This window comes from Streptomyces sp. V1I1, assembly GCF_030817355.1.
GTDB lineage: Bacteria > Actinomycetota > Actinomycetes > Streptomycetales > Streptomycetaceae > Streptomyces.
Genome location: NZ_JAUSZH010000001.1, coordinates 5616840 through 5634146 on the forward strand (window position 1 = coordinate 5616840; position 17307 = coordinate 5634146).

At 69.0% G+C, this 17307-nt stretch carries 7 protein-coding genes; 4 read left to right on the top strand and 3 right to left on the bottom strand.

Features of this window, described 5'->3' with window-relative positions; translation table 11 throughout:
- Positions 1-41: 41 nt before the first annotated feature.
- The 3 genes from QFZ67_RS26365 to QFZ67_RS26375 form a co-directional block, all read right to left on the bottom strand.
- Positions 42-2321 (bottom strand): glycosyltransferase, encoded by a 2280-nt coding sequence (locus QFZ67_RS26365; protein ID WP_307663545.1) that lies wholly within the window; start codon positions 2319-2321, stop codon positions 42-44.
- Positions 2322-2432: 111 nt separating this feature from the next.
- A complete protein-coding gene (locus tag QFZ67_RS26370; RefSeq protein ID WP_307663546.1) occupies positions 2433-3032 on the bottom strand; it encodes an acyltransferase in 600 nt (199 codons plus the stop codon).
- Between the two features lie 98 nt (positions 3033-3130).
- On the bottom strand, positions 3131-3313 hold the full coding sequence (locus tag QFZ67_RS26375; RefSeq protein WP_307663547.1) for a hypothetical protein: 183 nt from the start codon (positions 3311-3313) through the stop codon (positions 3131-3133).
- A 165-nt stretch (positions 3314-3478) separates the two neighbouring features.
- On the opposite strand from QFZ67_RS26375, the gene QFZ67_RS26380 reads away from it, so the two are divergent.
- The 4 genes from QFZ67_RS26380 (at position 3479) to QFZ67_RS26395 (ending at position 17302) form a co-directional block, all read left to right on the top strand.
- Positions 3479-5038: a VCBS repeat-containing protein gene (locus tag QFZ67_RS26380; RefSeq protein WP_307663548.1), complete on the top strand. Its 1560-nt coding sequence runs from the start codon at positions 3479-3481 to the stop codon at positions 5036-5038.
- Positions 5035-6606, top strand: coding sequence for a VCBS repeat-containing protein (locus QFZ67_RS26385; protein ID WP_307663549.1), 1572 nt, complete (start codon positions 5035-5037; stop codon positions 6604-6606). The genes QFZ67_RS26380 and QFZ67_RS26385 overlap by 4 nt, the downstream gene beginning before the upstream one ends.
- Before the next feature lie 23 nt (positions 6607-6629).
- Entirely contained in the window at positions 6630-10268 is a 3639-nt protein-coding gene (locus QFZ67_RS26390; RefSeq protein WP_307663550.1) for a LamG domain-containing protein, read from the top strand.
- A 140-nt stretch (positions 10269-10408) separates the two neighbouring features.
- Positions 10409-17302, top strand: coding sequence for a polymorphic toxin-type HINT domain-containing protein (locus tag QFZ67_RS26395; protein ID WP_307663551.1), 6894 nt, complete (start codon positions 10409-10411; stop codon positions 17300-17302).
- The last annotated feature ends 5 nt before the right edge of the window (positions 17303-17307 follow it).

The following is a 17307-nucleotide window of genomic DNA, read 5'->3' on the forward strand; positions in this document are numbered from 1 at the left end:
ACCGGAACTCCGGTCGGGGCCTTCGCCGTCGGCATCGGCGCCTACTCGTCCTTCTCGTCCTTCGGGGCGTAGATCTCCCGGTCCATGTGCATCGTGACGGTGAGGTGCGGGTGGGCCTTGGCCCACTTCCAGCCCGTCACCGTGGAGTTGATGTCGCTCACGAACACATGGTCGGCGAGGTCGAGCCGCAGCTCCGGAAGGGCGGCGCGTTTGGCCACACGGGACAGCAGCTGCGGCCGGATCTCCCGGTATCCACGGTTGAAGATCTTCTTGTGGAAGGCGTTGGCGGCCCTGGTGTGCGCCCGCTGGACGGACGCGACGGCGAGCTCGGGAGTGATCGACTTGCGGTTACGGGCGGCCACCCTGCGGGCCTTGCGCAGCACCGCGCGCGGGGCGCGGTAGACGAGGAAGCGCTCGCCGCGTGGGATGCGCAGCTTCTTCTCGGCGGCCTCGATGCTCACTACGGGGACGCGGGAGTCCAGCTGCGCGCGCTGCCAGAACTGGCCCGCCCTGCCCGAGACCAGGGTGACCTCGACGCCCACCTCGGTCAGGTAGTTGGCGAAGTCGACGATGCGGCGCGGCTTGCCGGGCGGCGTCAGCGCGAGGATGACCGCGCGGCCGACCGGCTCGGTGCTCTCAGGGGCTTTCTCGTCCTGCTTCTGAGTGACCGTCGGGGCGCTCTCGGCGGGCTGCTCGGGCTGCTCGGGCTGCTCGGGCTGCTCGGCCAGGGCCGGGAGGGGCACCTGTGCGGCGGGGAGCGGGGTGCCCTCGTAGACCGAGAGGAGCTGCTTGGCCACCGCCTCCGTGCCGAACCGGCTCTCCAGCACCTCACGGGCCGCCGGCAGGTCGATCCCGGCCGCGTCCTTCCTGAGCTGCCAGTAGGCGTCGGCGATGACCCTGGGGTCCTTGCTGACGTCCATGAACGCGCCGGCCTTGGACTCGATGCCGGCCAGGCTCTCCTGCGGGCCGCCGCTGCGTGTGGCGAGGACGGGCAGGCCGGCGGCGACGGCCTCCACGACCGTCATACCGAACGTCTCGCCCTTGCTCGCGTGCACGAGCAGATCGTGCTTGTGCATCAGCGCGTTGACGTCCTCGGGGGACACGGGCGGCAGGATGCTGACGCGGTCGCCGAGGCCGAGCTGCTCGGCGCGGGCGACGAGGTCATCCTCGCGGGGGCCGTGGCCGACCAGGGTGAGCTTCGCCCGCGGCTCCTTCTTCGCCACCAGAGCGAAGGCTTCGAGCAGTTCGTCGACGCCCTTCGGCTTGATCAGCCGGCCGACGTACAGCCAGCTGAGCAGCTCGGCCGAGCGCTCCGGGCCAGGCGTGAAGCGACCGAAGTCGATCATGTTCGGTACGACGCTGAGCTTGTGCGCGTACGCCGGGAACTCCGCGGCGATCTGCTCCCGCAGCCGGGAGCTGACGCACAGGAACGCGTCCGCCCGCTCCAGCACCTCGCCGTACAGCTCCAGGGCGGCGGGCTGCGCGAATACCTTGTCGAGGAACGAGGAGTGCTCGGTGACGACCACGCGCGCGTCGGGCCTGGCCAGGTGCAGAGCCAGCACGCCGCCGTAGATGCCGGTGTGGGCGTGGACGAGTGGGGCCTCGATCTTGCCCGTGGGCAGCGCGGGGAGCAGGGCCTTCTCCTGGGCGGCGACCCAGGGGCTGTAGTTCTTGCGGTGGGTGAGCGGCACGGGGATCCGGACGACGGTGCCCTCTGCGGACTCCACGACGGGGATGAGGTCCGAGCGCTCCTGGAGGCGGTCCACGGTGACCTTGATCGCGTCATTGAGCGCGGGGTGCGCCCGGCCCGACCAGTCCTCGGTGTGCAGGACGGTGACCCGGTCGAACTGGCCGGCCACCGCTGCCGTCATCGCCTGGACGAACGATCCGGCGTACGGGTTGTTCGGCGAGGGGTACCAGGGGGTGATCACGGCGAGGTCCGAAGGCTCCGCGGTGTGACCGTCCGTGTTGGCGGGCTCCAGCTCGAGCGTGAGCTCCGGCCGCCGCCGGATGGCCGCCCAGGCCGTCGGCAGTGCGTGTGCGTCACCGGCGATCAGCCGCTCGGCCGTGGCGAAGGGCCCCGACTTGTCGCCGACCAGCTTCTTCGCGGCGGGCCATGCCGAGCCGTGCTTGTCGAGGGAGAGCCGTACGACTTCCACGCCGTCCAGGCGCGAGAGGTCGTCGGCGGTCTCCGCCCACTCCTCACAGTCCGCGACGACCAGCACGACCTGCGAGCCGGAGGACGCAAGTTCCTTGACATGCTCGCGTGCTGCCCGTACCCGGTACGTTCCGAGCGCGAGATAGAGCACGTGGCTTTTCATCTGGTTCCCTTCGCACAACATGACGCAGGGCCCCAGGGTATCGAAGCCCGGGGCGGGCTCTGCGGCGAGGAGAGGGTGGGAGGAGGGAGGTGGTGGCGAGCCGGACGGGTGTCAGCTCCGGTCGTCGAGGACGCCGTCCTTCTCCACATACACCGCGCCGGTCTGCGGGCACTCCCACACGCCGGACTCGTCCGCACGCTCCATCAGACGGACGCCGGCCTTGCCGACCCAGCCGATCTGCCGGGCGGGCACGCCGACGACCAGCGCGAAATCCGGTACGTCCTTGGTGACGACCGCGCCCGCCGCGACCATGGACCAGCGCCCGATCCGCACCGGGGCGACACACACCGAACGTGCGCCGATCGAGGCACCGTCGGCGATCTTCACGCCCACGGCCTCCCAGTCGCCACCGCGCTTCTGCTTGCCCTCGGGGTCGACGGAACGCGGGTTGTGGTCGTTGGTGAGCACCACGGCGGGACCGATGAAGACACCGTCGCCGAGCTCGGCGGGCTCATAGACCAGCGCGTAGTTCTGCAGCTTGCAGTTGTCGCCCATCGTGACGCCGGTGCCGACGTAGGCACCCCGCCCCACCACACAGCCCTCGCCGAGCCGCGCGCCCTCACGGATCTGGGCGAGCTCCCAGACGCTGCTCCCGGCGCCGATCTCGGCGGTCTCGTCGACCTGGGCGGTGGGCTGGACCCTGTAGCTCACTGTGCTGCCTTTCACGCGGGGCTTGGCGGGCTGAGCATACGTGGCCCGCCGAGTGAGGAACCAATGATGTCTGCGAAGGCAATGTGACCAATCTGTGATCACGTGGAGACGATCATGTCCGACATGTGTTCTTGTGCAGGTCCATGACACATGGAAAAGTCCTCCTCCGCTTCTACGGGCTGGTTGGGGTTGGGGAACGTCAGGTCCGGGGTGGGGAAGCGCAACTGGGGTGCTTCGGCGCGGTGTGCGCCGACCGTGTCGTCGGCCTGCGCGGCACCCACACCTTCTCCTCACAACCGCCCGGAGGCGGGGGGTTCTCCGGACGACGCGGTCCGGTGACGCCTCCATCGGTCATTTGAGGTTCCCGCCGGCTTCTCACAGTCCGGCGCGGACGGAGTGTGGGGGAAACGATGCCGCGGGTCGGTAAACGTACGGGCCGGGGGGTGATGGCCGTCGCTCTGGCGGCCGTCCTCTCCGTGCTGGGGCAGGGAGCGGCAGTGACGCCGCAGGCGGTGGCGGCCACGGCCTGTGCCGGGGCACAGTCCGACTTCAACGGCGACGGAATCCGCGACGTCGCCATCGCCGACCCGGAGGCCACCGTCTCCGGGAAGGAGCGGGCAGGGCTCATCCGCATTGTGTACGGCGGCGGCAAGGGCACCTTCGAACTGTCGCAGGACTCGCCCGAGGTCTCCGACGGAGCGGAGACGGGCGACCAGTTCGGCTTCTCGTTCGCCGTGTACGACGCCAATCTCGACGGCTGCAGCGACATCGCCGTGGGCATCCCGTACGAGGACATCAACCTGGTCGGCAACACCATCAAGGACGCCGGCCTGGTCCACCTCATCTACGGCTCGCCGGCCGGCATCGCCTCGGGCGGCCAGGGGAGCTACGGCTTCCGGCAGGGCTCCGACGGCAAGCTCGGCGGCGGCTACGAGGCCGAGGACTGGGTCGGATACGCCGTCGCCGCGGGCAAGTCCGCGACCGGTTTCCCCTTCCTGGTGATCGGGGTCCCCGGCGAGGACGGCGCGGGCGGCGCCGACATGGGGATGATCCACTATGTCTACGGCACCGCGTACGACGTGGCGAGCGTCTCCCAGGACACCACCGGTGTCTGGGAGGAGGCCGAGGCGTACGACCGGTTCGGGGCGTCCATCTCCGCCACCGACCGGCACTTCGTGGTCGGGGCCCCCGGCGAGTCGATCGGAGCCGTGGAGTCCGCGGGCGGCGTCATCGCCTTCCGCCCGTCCATCAACTCCCTCGGAGTCCCCGACCCGCTGTTCGGCATGGGGCAGGGACGCACTCCTGGGCCCGACACCGCCGCCCAGGTCGACGACCGCTACGGCACATCGCTGGCGACGGCGCCGTACCGGCCCGCCAGCGCGGCCACCACGACCGACTCGCTGCTCGCCGTGGGCGTACCCGGCGAGGACCTGTCGACCACGGTCGACGCCGGTGCGGTGCACCTCTACCACATCAAGGCCGACGGCACCGTCACGCTGCTCAAGTGGATCGACCAGAACCAGCCCGGTGTCGAGGGCGACACTGAGGCCGGCGACTTCTTCGGGCAGCGACTCGCGGCCGTCAACACCGCCACCAACGTGGTCAGTACCGCCACGACCATGCGCCTCGCCGTCGGAGTACCGGGCCGAGGAGTCCACCGAGGAGTTCCCGGAGGAGGGCGGCGTACAGCTGTTCTCGATGCTCGGCGAGCCCGGCGCCGCCGACAGCTGGATCGCACCCGGCGACGGCATTCCGTCCCCCCGGGCTCCCCGCACGCTCGTCGGCATGGGCCTCGGCGCGAGCCCGGCCTCGCTCTACGTAGGCATTCCCTACGGGCCCGCCGAGGGAAGGGCCGTCCACGCCTTCGCGTGGAACACGCCGAACGGCGGTGCGCCCACCCAGACCTGGAAGCCGGGCGAAGGCGGAATCCCGGCGGAGAACGTTGCGTTCGGCGCGCTCGTGCGCTGACAGCGCAGGTAAAAGTGAGAGGGGAAACATCTCAGTGACCAGTCCAACGCGCCCGCTACCGGGCGCGATTCGACGGCGTACCGCCGGCGGCGCGAGTGCTGTCGTCCTGACAGCCTTCGCGCTCTGCTTCGGGCCCGGAACGCCCCTGACACCGCCCGCGGCGGCCATCGCCGCCGGCTGCTCGGGCGTGGAGTCGGACTTCAACGGTGACGGTGTGCGCGACACCGCGATCGCGGACCCCGAGGCGACCGTCGCGGGCGTACAGCGGGCCGGACTCGTCCGCGTCGTGTACGGCGGTGGCAAGGGCACCCTGGAGCTCTCGCAGGAGACGGCCTCAGTGCCCGGCGCCGCCGAGGCGGGCGACCAGTACGGGTACGCGCTCGCCGTCTACGACGCCGACGCGGACGGCTGCAGCGATCTCGCCGTCGGAATGCCCTATGAGGACATCTCGACCAACGCCGACGCGGGCGGGGTGCAGATCGTCTACGGCTCCCCGACCGGCATCGGCGGCGGCAAGGCCGTCAAGGAGCACATCCAGGGCGAGACCGCGACGCTCGGTGGTGCCGCCGAGGCGGGAGACTGGACCGGCTACGCGCTGGCCGCGGGCAAGTCGTCCGCCGGCACGCCGTATCTGCTGATCGGCTCTCCGGGCGAGTCGATCGGCACGGTCGAGGACGCCGGGGCGTTCTTCTACGTCTCCGGCACCGCGCAGACCGTCGTCGGGATCCACCAGGACACCGAGGCCGGCGGAGCGGTGCCGGGTGTGGCGGAAATCGACGACCGGTTCGGTGCGTCACTCGCCGCGACGCCCACCCACTTCGCCGTCGGTACGCCGGGCGAGGCGCTCGGCACGACGACCTTCGCCGGAGGCGTCGCGGTCTTCAGCCACACCCTCGTGTCCGGCTATCCGAAGCCGCTGGTCGGACTGGGCCAGGACCAGGACGCCGTCCAGGGCGCCGAGGAGGTCGGCGACGGCTTCGGTACGTCGCTCGCGATGGTTCCGTACCGCCCTTCCGGCGCCACCTCGACCACGGAGTCCCTGCTCGCGGTCGGCGTTCCGGGCGAGGACCTGTCCACCACCGTCGACGCGGGCGCCGTCCAGGTGTTCCGGGTCACGGCCTCGGGGAGCTTCACGCAGACCGCGTGGATCGACCAGAACGCCGAGGGTGTGGACGAGGAGGCCGAGGCCGGCGACTTCTTCGGACAGCGGGTGGCCGCGGCCAACTCGTCGCCGAACACGGTCGCTTCCGCCACCACGACGCGGCTTGCGGTCGGCGTGCCCGGCGAGGAGTCCTCGGAGGAGCACCCGGAAAAGGGCGGGGTACAGATCTTCCCGCTGGTCGGCGCAGTCGGCGCGTCCGACAACTGGATCGACCCGGGCTACGGGATTCCGTCCCAGCCCGCCCCCCGGCAGCTCGCCGGGATGAGCCTGGCGAGCAGCCCGTCATTGCTGTACGTGGGCATGCCCTACGGCCCCGCCGACGGCCACGCGGTCTACGGATTCCCGTGGAACGTGGCGTCCGGTGGTGCCCCCACACAGACCTGGAAGCCCGGCGAGGCCGGAATCCCCGCGGGTGACGTCGCGTTCGGAGCGGCGGTCCGTTGATGAGCGACATGGAGAGTGGACGCGTGTCCAGACGAATAAGGCGCAGCCTCGTGCTGCGTGGCGCGGTGGCCGCTGTGGCAGCGGGCGCTGTATTGACCGGTGGCTTCACGGCCCTGCCGGGCAACTCCGAGGCCAAGGAGCCCGGGCAGACATCGGTCGCTTCCGGCAAGCCGGTGCAGACGGAGAACCAGGCACTCGCGGCGGCGAAGAAGAGCGGTAAGAAGGTCGAAGTCCTCGGGATGCGCACCGCGCGCCGGGAGATCTTCGCCGAGCCCAACGGCACCTTCACGGCCCGTGAGTACACAGATCCCATCCGCACCGTGCAGAGCGGCAAGTGGGTCGACATCGACAAGACCCTGGTGAAGCGGTCGGACGGCAGCGTGGGGCCGAAGGCGGCCGCCGTGGCCCTGTCGTTCTCCGGGGGCCAGGCGGGCAAGCCGTTCGTCACCATGAACCAGGCGGGCCGCGAGCTGTCCCTGACCTGGCCGTACGGCAAGCTGTCGGCTCCGGTGATCAAGGGGGAGACGGCCACCTATGTGGACGCGCTGCCCGGAGTCGACCTGACGGTCCGGGCCGAGGCGGACGGGTTCGGCCACCTGCTGGTCGTCAAGACCCCAGAAGCCGCGGCCAACCCGAAGCTGGCCAGGCTTGACCTGGGGCTGAAGGCCGACGGCCTCAAGATCAAGGAAGACGCCTCCGGCGCCCTGAAGGCCGAGGACGCCGCGGTGGGCGGCACCGTCTTCGAGGCCGGCAAGCCGGCCATGTGGGACTCGGCCGCCGTCAAGGAGGCCGCGGCCAAGCCCCAGGGCCCCAAGGCGGTCGCCAAGGCGCTTTCCGCGTCCGCCGCCGCTGCCGAGCCGGCTCCCTCGGTCGCGCCGGCACCCGCCCTGGCCGGTCCGGGCGGTGGCGGCAAGACCGCGTCGCTGGGCATCGAACTGGGCAAGGGCAAGCTGTCGCTCGTCCCCGACCAGAAGCTGCTCAAGGCGAAGGACACCGTCTTCCCGGTCGTCATCGACCCCATCCAGCGCACCACTTCGCGTACGGCCTGGACCGGCGTGATGTCCGGCATGCCGAGTGAGCAGGACTGGAAGTACTCCGACAGCGCCGGCGTCGGCAAGTGCCCGACCGACTACAACCCGGTCTCCTGCAACGGTGTCGGCGTACGGCGTCTGCTCTTCACCATGCCGGTGTCGTTCTACAAGGGGAAGCAGATCCTGGGCGCGAGCTTCTCCGCCCGCGTCGCGCACATCTACAGCGCGTCCCCGACCGCCGAGCCCATCCGGCTGTACCGGATCGGCGGCAAGAACTACACCATCACCTCCTCCAGCAACTGGTCCAACACCCAGGACGACTGGACGGACCACATCGGGACCGTCGACAAGGCCATCTCGCCGACGTCCTGCTCCAGCCAGGCGAACCTGCACTTCGAGAGCGGCTCCACCGGTGAGCTCACCAGCGAGGTGCGGACCGCGGCGAACGAAGGCTGGTCGTCGATGACGCTGGGTCTGCGCGCCGCCGACGAGAGCCGGTTCGCGGAGTGGAAGCGGATCTGCGGCAACGCGTACCTGTCGATCAGCTACAACAACCTGCCGCGGAAGATCACCACGCTGTCCAGCGACCCGGGCGGTATCTGCGACACGGGCGCCGGCCGGCCGTACGCCGAGGTGCCGCCGAAGCTGCAGGCCGTGGCGAGCGACCCCGACCACGCGAACGGCCAGACCGACAAGGTCAAGGTCGAGTTCAAGGTGGAGTGGACGGACCCGGTCTCCAAGGAGGCGAAGAGCTACACGTATCTCACTCCCTCCTGGCTGGCGCCGACCCCCAACACCAAGTTCACCCACACGGTGAAGTCGACGATCCCGCAGAACACGGTCATCTACTGGAGCGCGCGGGCGTACGACGGTGACGGCTACGGTCCATGGAGCTATGACGGCGACACCACTCGCTGCGAGTTCATGTACGACAGGACGCTCCCCGGCAAGCCGAATGTGCTCTCCAAGCAGTACCCGTCCGACACCGTCTACCACGACGGTGTGGGTACCTACGGCACTTTCACCTTCTCGCCGAACCCCAATGACTCGGTGCCGGACACCGATGTCGTGAAGTACCGGTACGCGTTCGACAGCACGGCCAGCCCGGCCACCACCATCAACGCCGCGACGGCCGGCGGCCCCGCCTCGGTGAACTGGATGCCGACGCGCTCCGGCCGCCACTGGGTGGATGTCATCGCGGTCGACAAGGCCGAGAACCCCAGCACCAAGGCGCACTACGAGTTCCTGGTGACCGAGGGCACGCCGGTCGCCGGCCAGTGGAACTTCGCCGACGGTGCGGGCAGCACCGAAGCCCACGACGAGACAGGTGAGTTCTCGGCGGACGCCGGCACCGGCATCAGCTTCGGCGTCGAAGGCCCCGGCGGAAAGGCCGACTCGGCCGCTCGCTTCGACGGCTCCGGCAACGCCTTCGCCGACGCCAACGAGACGGTGCTCGACTCCTCGAAGAGCTTCAGCGTCAGCGCCTGGGTCCGTCCGACGGCCCTCGACCGCGACATGACGATCGTGAGCCAGGACGGCACCGGTGAGCCCGGCTTCACCCTCGGCTACGACCACACGGTCGGCACCTGGTCGTTCTCCGTACCGGTCACCGACGTCGACTCGCTCGGCAAGTGGAAGGCCGTGTCCACCGGAGTCTCCGTGGTCAAGGACCAGTGGGTCCTGCTGACCGGCGTGTACGACGCGCAGAAGAGCGAGCTGCGGCTGTACATCAACAAGGACTCAAAGGGCGTCGCCCAGCGGCGCTCGGTGTGGAAGTCGTACGGTCCGCTCCAGATCGGCCGCTCCACGGCCAAGAGCGGCTACCGGGACAACTTCGTCGGTGACCTCGCCGAGGTCCGGGTCTTCGACCGGGTGCTGCCCGCGGCGCAGGTCGCGGAGCTCATGACGGTCAAGCCGGACCGCAAGGGCTACTGGCAGCTTGACGCGGAGACCAACCGGACCTCCGCGGAGACCGGCAACGGGCCGGTCCTCGGTCTGGCGGGCGACGCGAAGATCCACACCGCGCCGACCGATCCGCTGTCGGAGGATCCGTTCCCCATGGTCGGAGCCGGCCACCTGCTGCTGGACGGCGCCGGGGACTACGCGTCCACCGCCACCGCCCCGGTCACCGGAGCCGCCAGCTTCACCGTGACCGCGCGCGCCCAGCTCACCTCGCTCGACCCGGTCAAGGCACAGACGGTGCTCTCGCTGCCCGGCACGGCCGCGAACCGCCTCGCGGTCCGCTACCGGCCCGCGCCGGACGCCGAGACCCCGTCGATGTGGGAGCTGGCCGTCGCCACCTCCGACTCGGCCACCTCCAGTGCGGCGGTCTTCCACGACGACCAGGAACTCCCGGACACCGACGTGGCCGGCCAGCACCTGGCCGTGGTCTACGACGCCTTCGCCAACGAGATCCGGCTGTACGTCAACGGAATGCTCGCCGCCACCGCGCACGGCACCGAGGACACCCTCTGGGGTGCCACCGGCGGCCTGCAGGTGGGTCGTTCGGCACTCGGCGGCGGCAGCGAGTACTTCGCCGGCGCGATCGACGAGGTCCGTGTCTACAGCGGAGCGGCCGACAGGACAGCGATCCTGCAGATGGCCAACCCGATGGCACTGCCGGACATGTAAGCCGCATTACGGGTGTGCCGGCCCCCGCGCGGGGGCCGGCACACCCGCCTCTCTTTTTCGGTTTTCATTGCCCACTTCGAGTGCGGAGTCACGTGATGTCCTATCGGGGCCGGTTGTTGAACCGGTGCATACCCAGACGTTTGCTCAGTTCGGCCGTGATGGTCCTGTCGTTGGCCCTGACCGGGTCCTCGGTCCAGGCTGTCGCGTACGCCGATGAAAAGGGCCGGGGAAGGCCTGGTGTCCAGGACTTCGGCGACCCTGCGAAGGGCAAGAACGCCAAGGCCAAGGCGCGCCCGGCCGACCGGGCCAAGAAGGCCGCGGTCAAGCGACTCGACAAGGCGACCTGGCCCAAGGGCGCCAGCGCGGAACTTCCCGTCGCCGCCGTCAAGGCCCCGCCCGAGGTGAAGGTCGGCGGACTGCCCGTCACGGTCACCGCCGTCAAGGCGCCGGCCGCGAAGAACCGGGCGGCGGCCAAGGGCGCGGCTCCGCTGCCCGACAAGGTCAAGGTCGACGTCCTGGACCCCAAGCGCGCCGCCGCACTGGGCGCGGGGGCACTGCTGCGCGTGGAGCGGGCCGACGACAAGGCACAGGCCGCCAAGGTCCGCCTGAACGTCGGCTACTCCGCCTTCGCCGAGGGCTTCGGCGGCGACTACGGCGCGCGCCTGCACCTCGTCCAGCTGCCCGCGTGCGCGGCTGTCGCGCAGCCCGGCAGCAAGGCCTGCCCCGAGCTGCCGAAGCCGCTGGCCACGGTGAACAACGCGGAGGACCGTACGGTCTCGGCCGAGGTCACCGCGGCGCCGGTGCCCTCAGGGCCCTCGACCATGGCGGTTCAGAGCACCTCGCTCGTCGCGCTGGCCGCAGGTCCGTCCTCCGCCCAGGGCACCTACAAGGCGACGGCCCTGTCCCCGTCGGCGAGCTGGAGTGTCGCCAACTCCTCGGGCGGCTTCAGCTGGAGCTATCCGCTGCGCTCCGTCCCCACGCCGGGCGGTCTGACGCCCAGCGTCGGGCTCGGCTACTCGTCCCAGTCCGCCGACGGCCGCACCTCCGCGACCAACAACCAGGGCTCCTGGATCGGTGAGGGCTTCTCGTACGACCCCGGCTACATCGAGCGCCGCTACAAGCCGTGCTCGGACGACGGCCACTCCGGGTCCGGTGAGCAGTGCTGGGCGTTCGACAACGCCACCATTCTGCTCAACGGAACCTCGAGTGAGCTCATCAAGGATGACGCCACCGGCCAGTGGAAATTCTCGTCCGACGACGGCACCAAGGTCGACAAGCTGACCGGTGCGACGAATGGCGACAACGACGGCGAGCACTGGCGCGTCACCACGTCGGACGGCACCGAGTACTACTTCGGTCTGAACCGCCTGCCGGGCTGGGCCTCCGGAAACGAGGTGACCGACTCCACCTGGACGGCCCCCGTCTTCGGTGACGACTCGGGCGAGCCCTGCTACAACGCCACGTTCACCAGCGCCCACTGCAAGCAGGCCTGGCGCTGGAGCCTCGACTACGTCAAGGACACGCACGGCAACGTGATGTCCTACTACTACGCCCCCGAGACGAACTACTACGCGCTCAACGGCAAGACGGACGTCAACGGCACCGCGTACCACCGCGGCGGCTATCTGAAGCGGGTCGACTACGGTCAGCGCGACGGCCAGGTCTACGCGGCCAAGGCCCCGGCGCGCGTGGTGTTCAACACCGACGAGCGCTGCCTGCCCACCGCGGACTTCGACTGCGCGGAGAGCAAGCGGACCAAGGCCAACGCCGCCTATTGGCCGGACACCCCGGTCGACCAGGAGTGCAAGGCCGCCACCAAGTGCACCGTGGGGCAGACCTTCTGGACGACCAAGCGGCTGACCGGCATCACCACGCAGATGCGCAAGGACGCCACCAACTACCAGGACGTGGACGCGTGGACCTTCACCCATCTGTTCACCGACAACGGTGACGACTCCAAGACGCTGTGGCTGTCGAAGATCGACCACGAGGGCCGGGTCGGCACGGCGGCGAAGCTCCCGACGCTGGAGCTGTACGGCCAGCAGCTCGTCAACCGCGTCGACGCGATCGGCGACAACATCGCCCCGTTCCACCGCTTCCGGCTGGCGGCGGTGCTGAGCGAGACGGGCGCCCAGCTGGACGTCAACTACGCCCCGGTGGACTGCACCAAGAGCGCACTGCCCAAGCCGGGCGAGTCGACGAAGCGCTGCTACCCGGTCAAGTGGGCGCCGCCCGGCAACATCGAGCCCATCACGGACTGGTTCCACAAGTACGTGGTCGCGGAAATCGTCGAGACGGACCGTACGGGCGGCGGCGACAGCCTCGTCACCCGCTACGACTACCAGGGCAACGCGGCCTGGCGTAAGGCGAAGCCGGACGGCATCACGGAGGACAAGTACCTCACGTGGGGTGGCTGGCAGGGCTACGGCAAGGTCAAGGTCACCAGCGGAAGTGCCGACAACCAGACGTCGCGGGTCGACTACACGTACCTGCAGGGCATGGACGGCGACAAGGACCCGGACGGCGGCACGCGTTCGGTGAAGGTCGCCGACTCCACCGGCACCGAGTACACCGACGCCGAGGAGTTCACCGGTCACCAGCTGGAGGCGGCCACCTACGACGGTTCCAAGCTGGTCGCCAAGACGATCAGCACGCCGTGGAAGCACTACACCGGCACCCAGACCAAGAGCTGGGGGACCACGCGTTCGGCGATCGTCAGGTCCGAGACGGAGCGCGGGTTCAGCCTGCTGTCCAACGGCAGCTGGCGGGAGGCCAAGACCACCACGAAGTACGACACGGCGAACGGCACCGGCCGCGTCACCGAGGTCGACGACCAGGGCGACGTCTCGACTCCGAACGACGACACCTGCACCCGCACCTGGTACGCGGACAACGTCGGCGAGAACATCCTCTCCCTGCTCTCGCGCAGTGAGTCTGTCGGCGTGAAGTGCTCGGCGACACCGGACCGCAAGACGCAGGTCCACGCCGACGAGCGCACCTCGTACGACGGCAAGGCGTTCGGCGAGGCACCGACCAAGGGCGACGCGACCACGACGGAGCGCCTGACCTCGCACAACGGCACCACGGGCACGTACCAGGTCACGGGCACCACGACCTACGACGCCTACGGCCGTCCGCTCTCGCAGAAGGACGCGTCCGCCACGGAGACCAAGACGGCCTACACGGACGTCAACGGTCTGATCTCGCAGGCGAAGAACACCAACGCGCTGGGGCATGTCACCACGACCGACTACGCCCCGGCCTGGGGCATGTCGGCCGGCCAGACGGACCCGAACGGCAAGCGCACCGACCTGGCGTACGACGGCCTCGGCCGGCTCACCTCGGTCTGGCTGCCGGACCGGGCGAAGACGCAGACGCCGAGTATCAAGTACTCGTACAACGTCCGCCGCGACAAGGTCGTCGCGATCAAGACGGAGAAGATCGAGAACGACGGCTCGTACGGTTCGGAGTACCAGCTCTACGACGGTCTGCTGCGGCCGCGCCAGCTCCAGACGGAGGGCGCCGGCGGGACCCGTATGGTCGCCGACTCGTTCTACGACGGCACCGGCAAGATCAAGAAGACCAACGCGACGTACAACGCGGCTGGGGCTCCTTCCGACGAGCTGCTGATCGTCCACAACGGTGAGGTGGGCGCGCAGAGCCTCATGGAGTACGACGGTCTGGGCCGGCCCAAGGCGCAGATCATGGCGGTCTCCGGCGTCGAGCAGTGGCGCACGACCACCACGTACGACGGCGAGCGGACCACGGTCGACCCGCCGACCGGCGGCGTGCCGACGACGACGATCGCCGATGCCGCGGGCAACACCAAGGAGATCTGGCACTACCGGGGAGCGTCGCCGAACCCGCTGTCCGGTTACGACGTCACCAAGTACACGTTCACGCCCAGGAACAAACTGGAGACGGTCACCGACGCCAAGGGCAACGAGTGGCGGTACGAGTACGACCAGCTCGGCCGCAAGACCAAGAGCATCGACCCGGACGAGGGAACGTCGACCACCGCGTACGACGCTCTCGACCGTCCCGTCGCGGCCACGGACAGCCGGGGCAAGAAGACCTCTACGGTCTACGACAAGCTCGGCCGCCCCGTCACGACCTGGCAGGGCGAGCCCACCACGGGCACCAAGCTCACCGAGATCCGGTACGACAAGGCCGGCTGGCTCGGGCAGGTTTACGCCACCCTCAGCTACGTCTCACCGACCGAGTACTTCGGCTCCGTCGTCCAGGCGGTGGACGACCTCTACCGTCCGCTCAAGACGGCCTATGTGGTGCCCGCGTCGCAGGGCGGACTCGCCGGCACGTACACCTTCACATCGGCCTACAACCGTGACGGCACACTGCAGTCGAGCGGCCTTCCGGCAGTGGGTGACCTGCCTGCCGAGGTTCTTGCCTACGGCTACGACGAGCTTCAGCGTCCGACATCGATGACGGGGTCCACCTCGTACGTCACCAACACCGTCTACTCCAAGAACAGCCAGCTCCAGCAGCTCGAACTGTCGACCGGCAGTGGCAAGAAGGTCTGGCAGACCTTCGACTACGAGACGGGTACGGACCGGCTGACCCGCTCCGTCGTCGATGTCTACGGAGCGTCCGCTCCCGCGAAGGAGTCGAACTTCTCCTACGACCAGGCGGGCAACGTCCTGTCCATCTCGGACACGGCGAACGCATCCGCTCCGGACGTTCAGTGCTTCGGCTACGACAGCCGGCAGCGGCTTGAGCAGGCCTGGAGCCCGGCGTCCACTTCGGCCGACGCGGCCGGAAACGGCACCCTCGGTTCGACCGCGCCGGTCGAGGGCAAGGGCCCGAAGGCCTGTGAGGCGGCCCCTGGGGCCACTCCACTCGGCGGACCTGCGCCGTACTGGAAGTCGTACGTCACCGACGCCATCGGCAACCGGACCTCGGAGACGGTGCCCGACACCGGGCTCAACCCGGTCAACAACGTCACCCGCACGTACACCTACGGCGCGGCGGGCGCGGCCGGTGACGGCCCGCACCAGCTCACCAAGGTCGTGGAGAACACGCCGACCGGTGACCGGCAGTCGACGTACGAGTACGACGACTCGGGCAACACCACCAAGCGCATCATCGGTGGTGACGCCCAGACGCTCGAATGGGACCACGCCGGCAAGCTCGCCAAGGCGAAGGAGGCCGACGGTTCCGAAACCACCTACCTCTACGACGGGGGCGGCAACCGGATCCAGCGCAAGGAGTCTTCGGGCACGACGGTGTACCTGCCCGACATGGAGCTCAAGCTCTCGGCCGACGGCACCAGGAAGGAAGCCACCCGCTACTACTCGCACGCCGGCCAGACGGTCGCCGTCCGCAGCAACGACGGCAAGGTCTCCTTCATCGCTTCCGACCATCACGGCACGGGCGAGCTGGCCATCGACGCGGCCACGGGTGCGATCTCGCAGCGCCGCTTCGACCCGTTCGGAGTCGAGCGCGGTGAGGCGACCGGCAACTGGCCGGGCGAGAAGGGCTTCGTCGGCGGCACGATCGACAAGTCGACCGGCTTGACCCACTTGGGGGCCAGGGAGTACGACGCGGTCATCGGCAAGTTCATCTCCGTCGACCCGCTGATCGACTACACCCAACCGCAGCAGATCAACGGCTACGCCTACGCCAACAACAGCCCCGTCACCCATGCCGACCCGAGCGGCATGGCCATCCCGGAGTGCATGCAGGGCCTCATCGAGTGCCGGGGTGGCTTGCCCGTCACCGGCGGCAAGTCCGACCCCGTCAAGGGTGCCCAGAAGAACGCCGACGAGGCCGCCGGCGCGGTCGCGGGCGCGGAGCAGCAGCAGTCCGCGGCCAAGCAGCGCATCAAGTCGGCGGGCAAGGCGCTTGTCAAAATCGTCCGGGACATCCTCGGTATCGACGCCGCGCTGGACTGTTTCTCCAGTGGCGACATGGGCGCCTGCGGCGAGACGGTGCTGAACATCGCGGGCAGCTTCGCCGGTGGTCTCGCCGGGAAGATCCTCGCCAAGTACGGCGCTCCGTGGAACTGGGCGAAGGGCGCCAAGCTCGCGAAGCGAGTGGTCGGCCTCGTGGGCGACCTCATCGGTGGCGCCAAGGATCTGTACAAGGCCAACAAGGCCGTCTCCAAGGCGAAGGACGGGCTGGCCAAGGCGAAGGACGCATTGTCCGCAGCCAAGAAGAAGGCTGCGGAAGCCCTCAAGAAACGCAAGAAGGAGTGTCACTCCTTCCTGCCCGCCACGAGGGTGCTCCTGGCCGACGGCACAAGCAAACCGATCGAGGACGTCAGGCTCGGTGACAAGGTCACGGTGACCGACCCCGAGACCGGTGTGACGACCGTCCGCGAGGTTGCCGGCACCATCGTCACCGAGGACGACAAGGCATTCGTCGACCTCACCATCGAGGGCAAGTCGGGCAAGTCCGCGGCGCTCATCGCCACGGCGACGCACCCGTTCTGGGTGGAGTCCGAGGGCGAGTGGATCAAGGCGGGCGATCTCGAGCCCGGTATGACGCTGCGAACCCCGGACGGCGACACGCTCACGCTCGAAGGCATCCGCTACTTCGAGAAGCGCCAGCGCACGCACGACCTCACGGTCACGGGTATCCACTCGTACTTCGTACTGGCGGCGGCAACTCCGGTCCTGGTGCACAACTGTGACGAGTCGGTCGACTTCGCCCACGGCACCACCACGGAGCACGCAAACAACATCGATGCCAATGGGCTGGACACTGACGCGGCGAGAGCTTCCTCCAACGGCGGTGGCGTCGCACAGCCAGGCAACCTGTTCACCTACAAGGTGTCGGGCCCTGCTGACCCGAACTTCAGCACGGCGGCCCAGTGGGGCGTCACCCGTAATGGAGGTTCGAAGAGTGGTGCTTCTGTCATGGTCTTCAGGATGTGTAAGTGCACCTATAATCGGCTCGTGAAGGAGGGGCATATCACTACGAGGGTGACTGGTGAAGGAATGCCGGAGGAAGTCATTTTCGGTCCCGAAGCGATGAGCCATCTGCGGCGAATAGCCAGTATCCCTCTAGGCTGATCAAA

Coding starts and splice junctions, on each gene's coding strand:
- QFZ67_RS26365 (WP_307663545.1), bottom strand. CDS start 2,321: ATGAAAAGCCACGTGCTCTATCTCGCGCTCGGAACGTACCGGGTACGG.
- QFZ67_RS26380 (WP_307663548.1), top strand. CDS start 3,479: ATGGCCGTCGCTCTGGCGGCCGTCCTCTCCGTGCTGGGGCAGGGAGCG.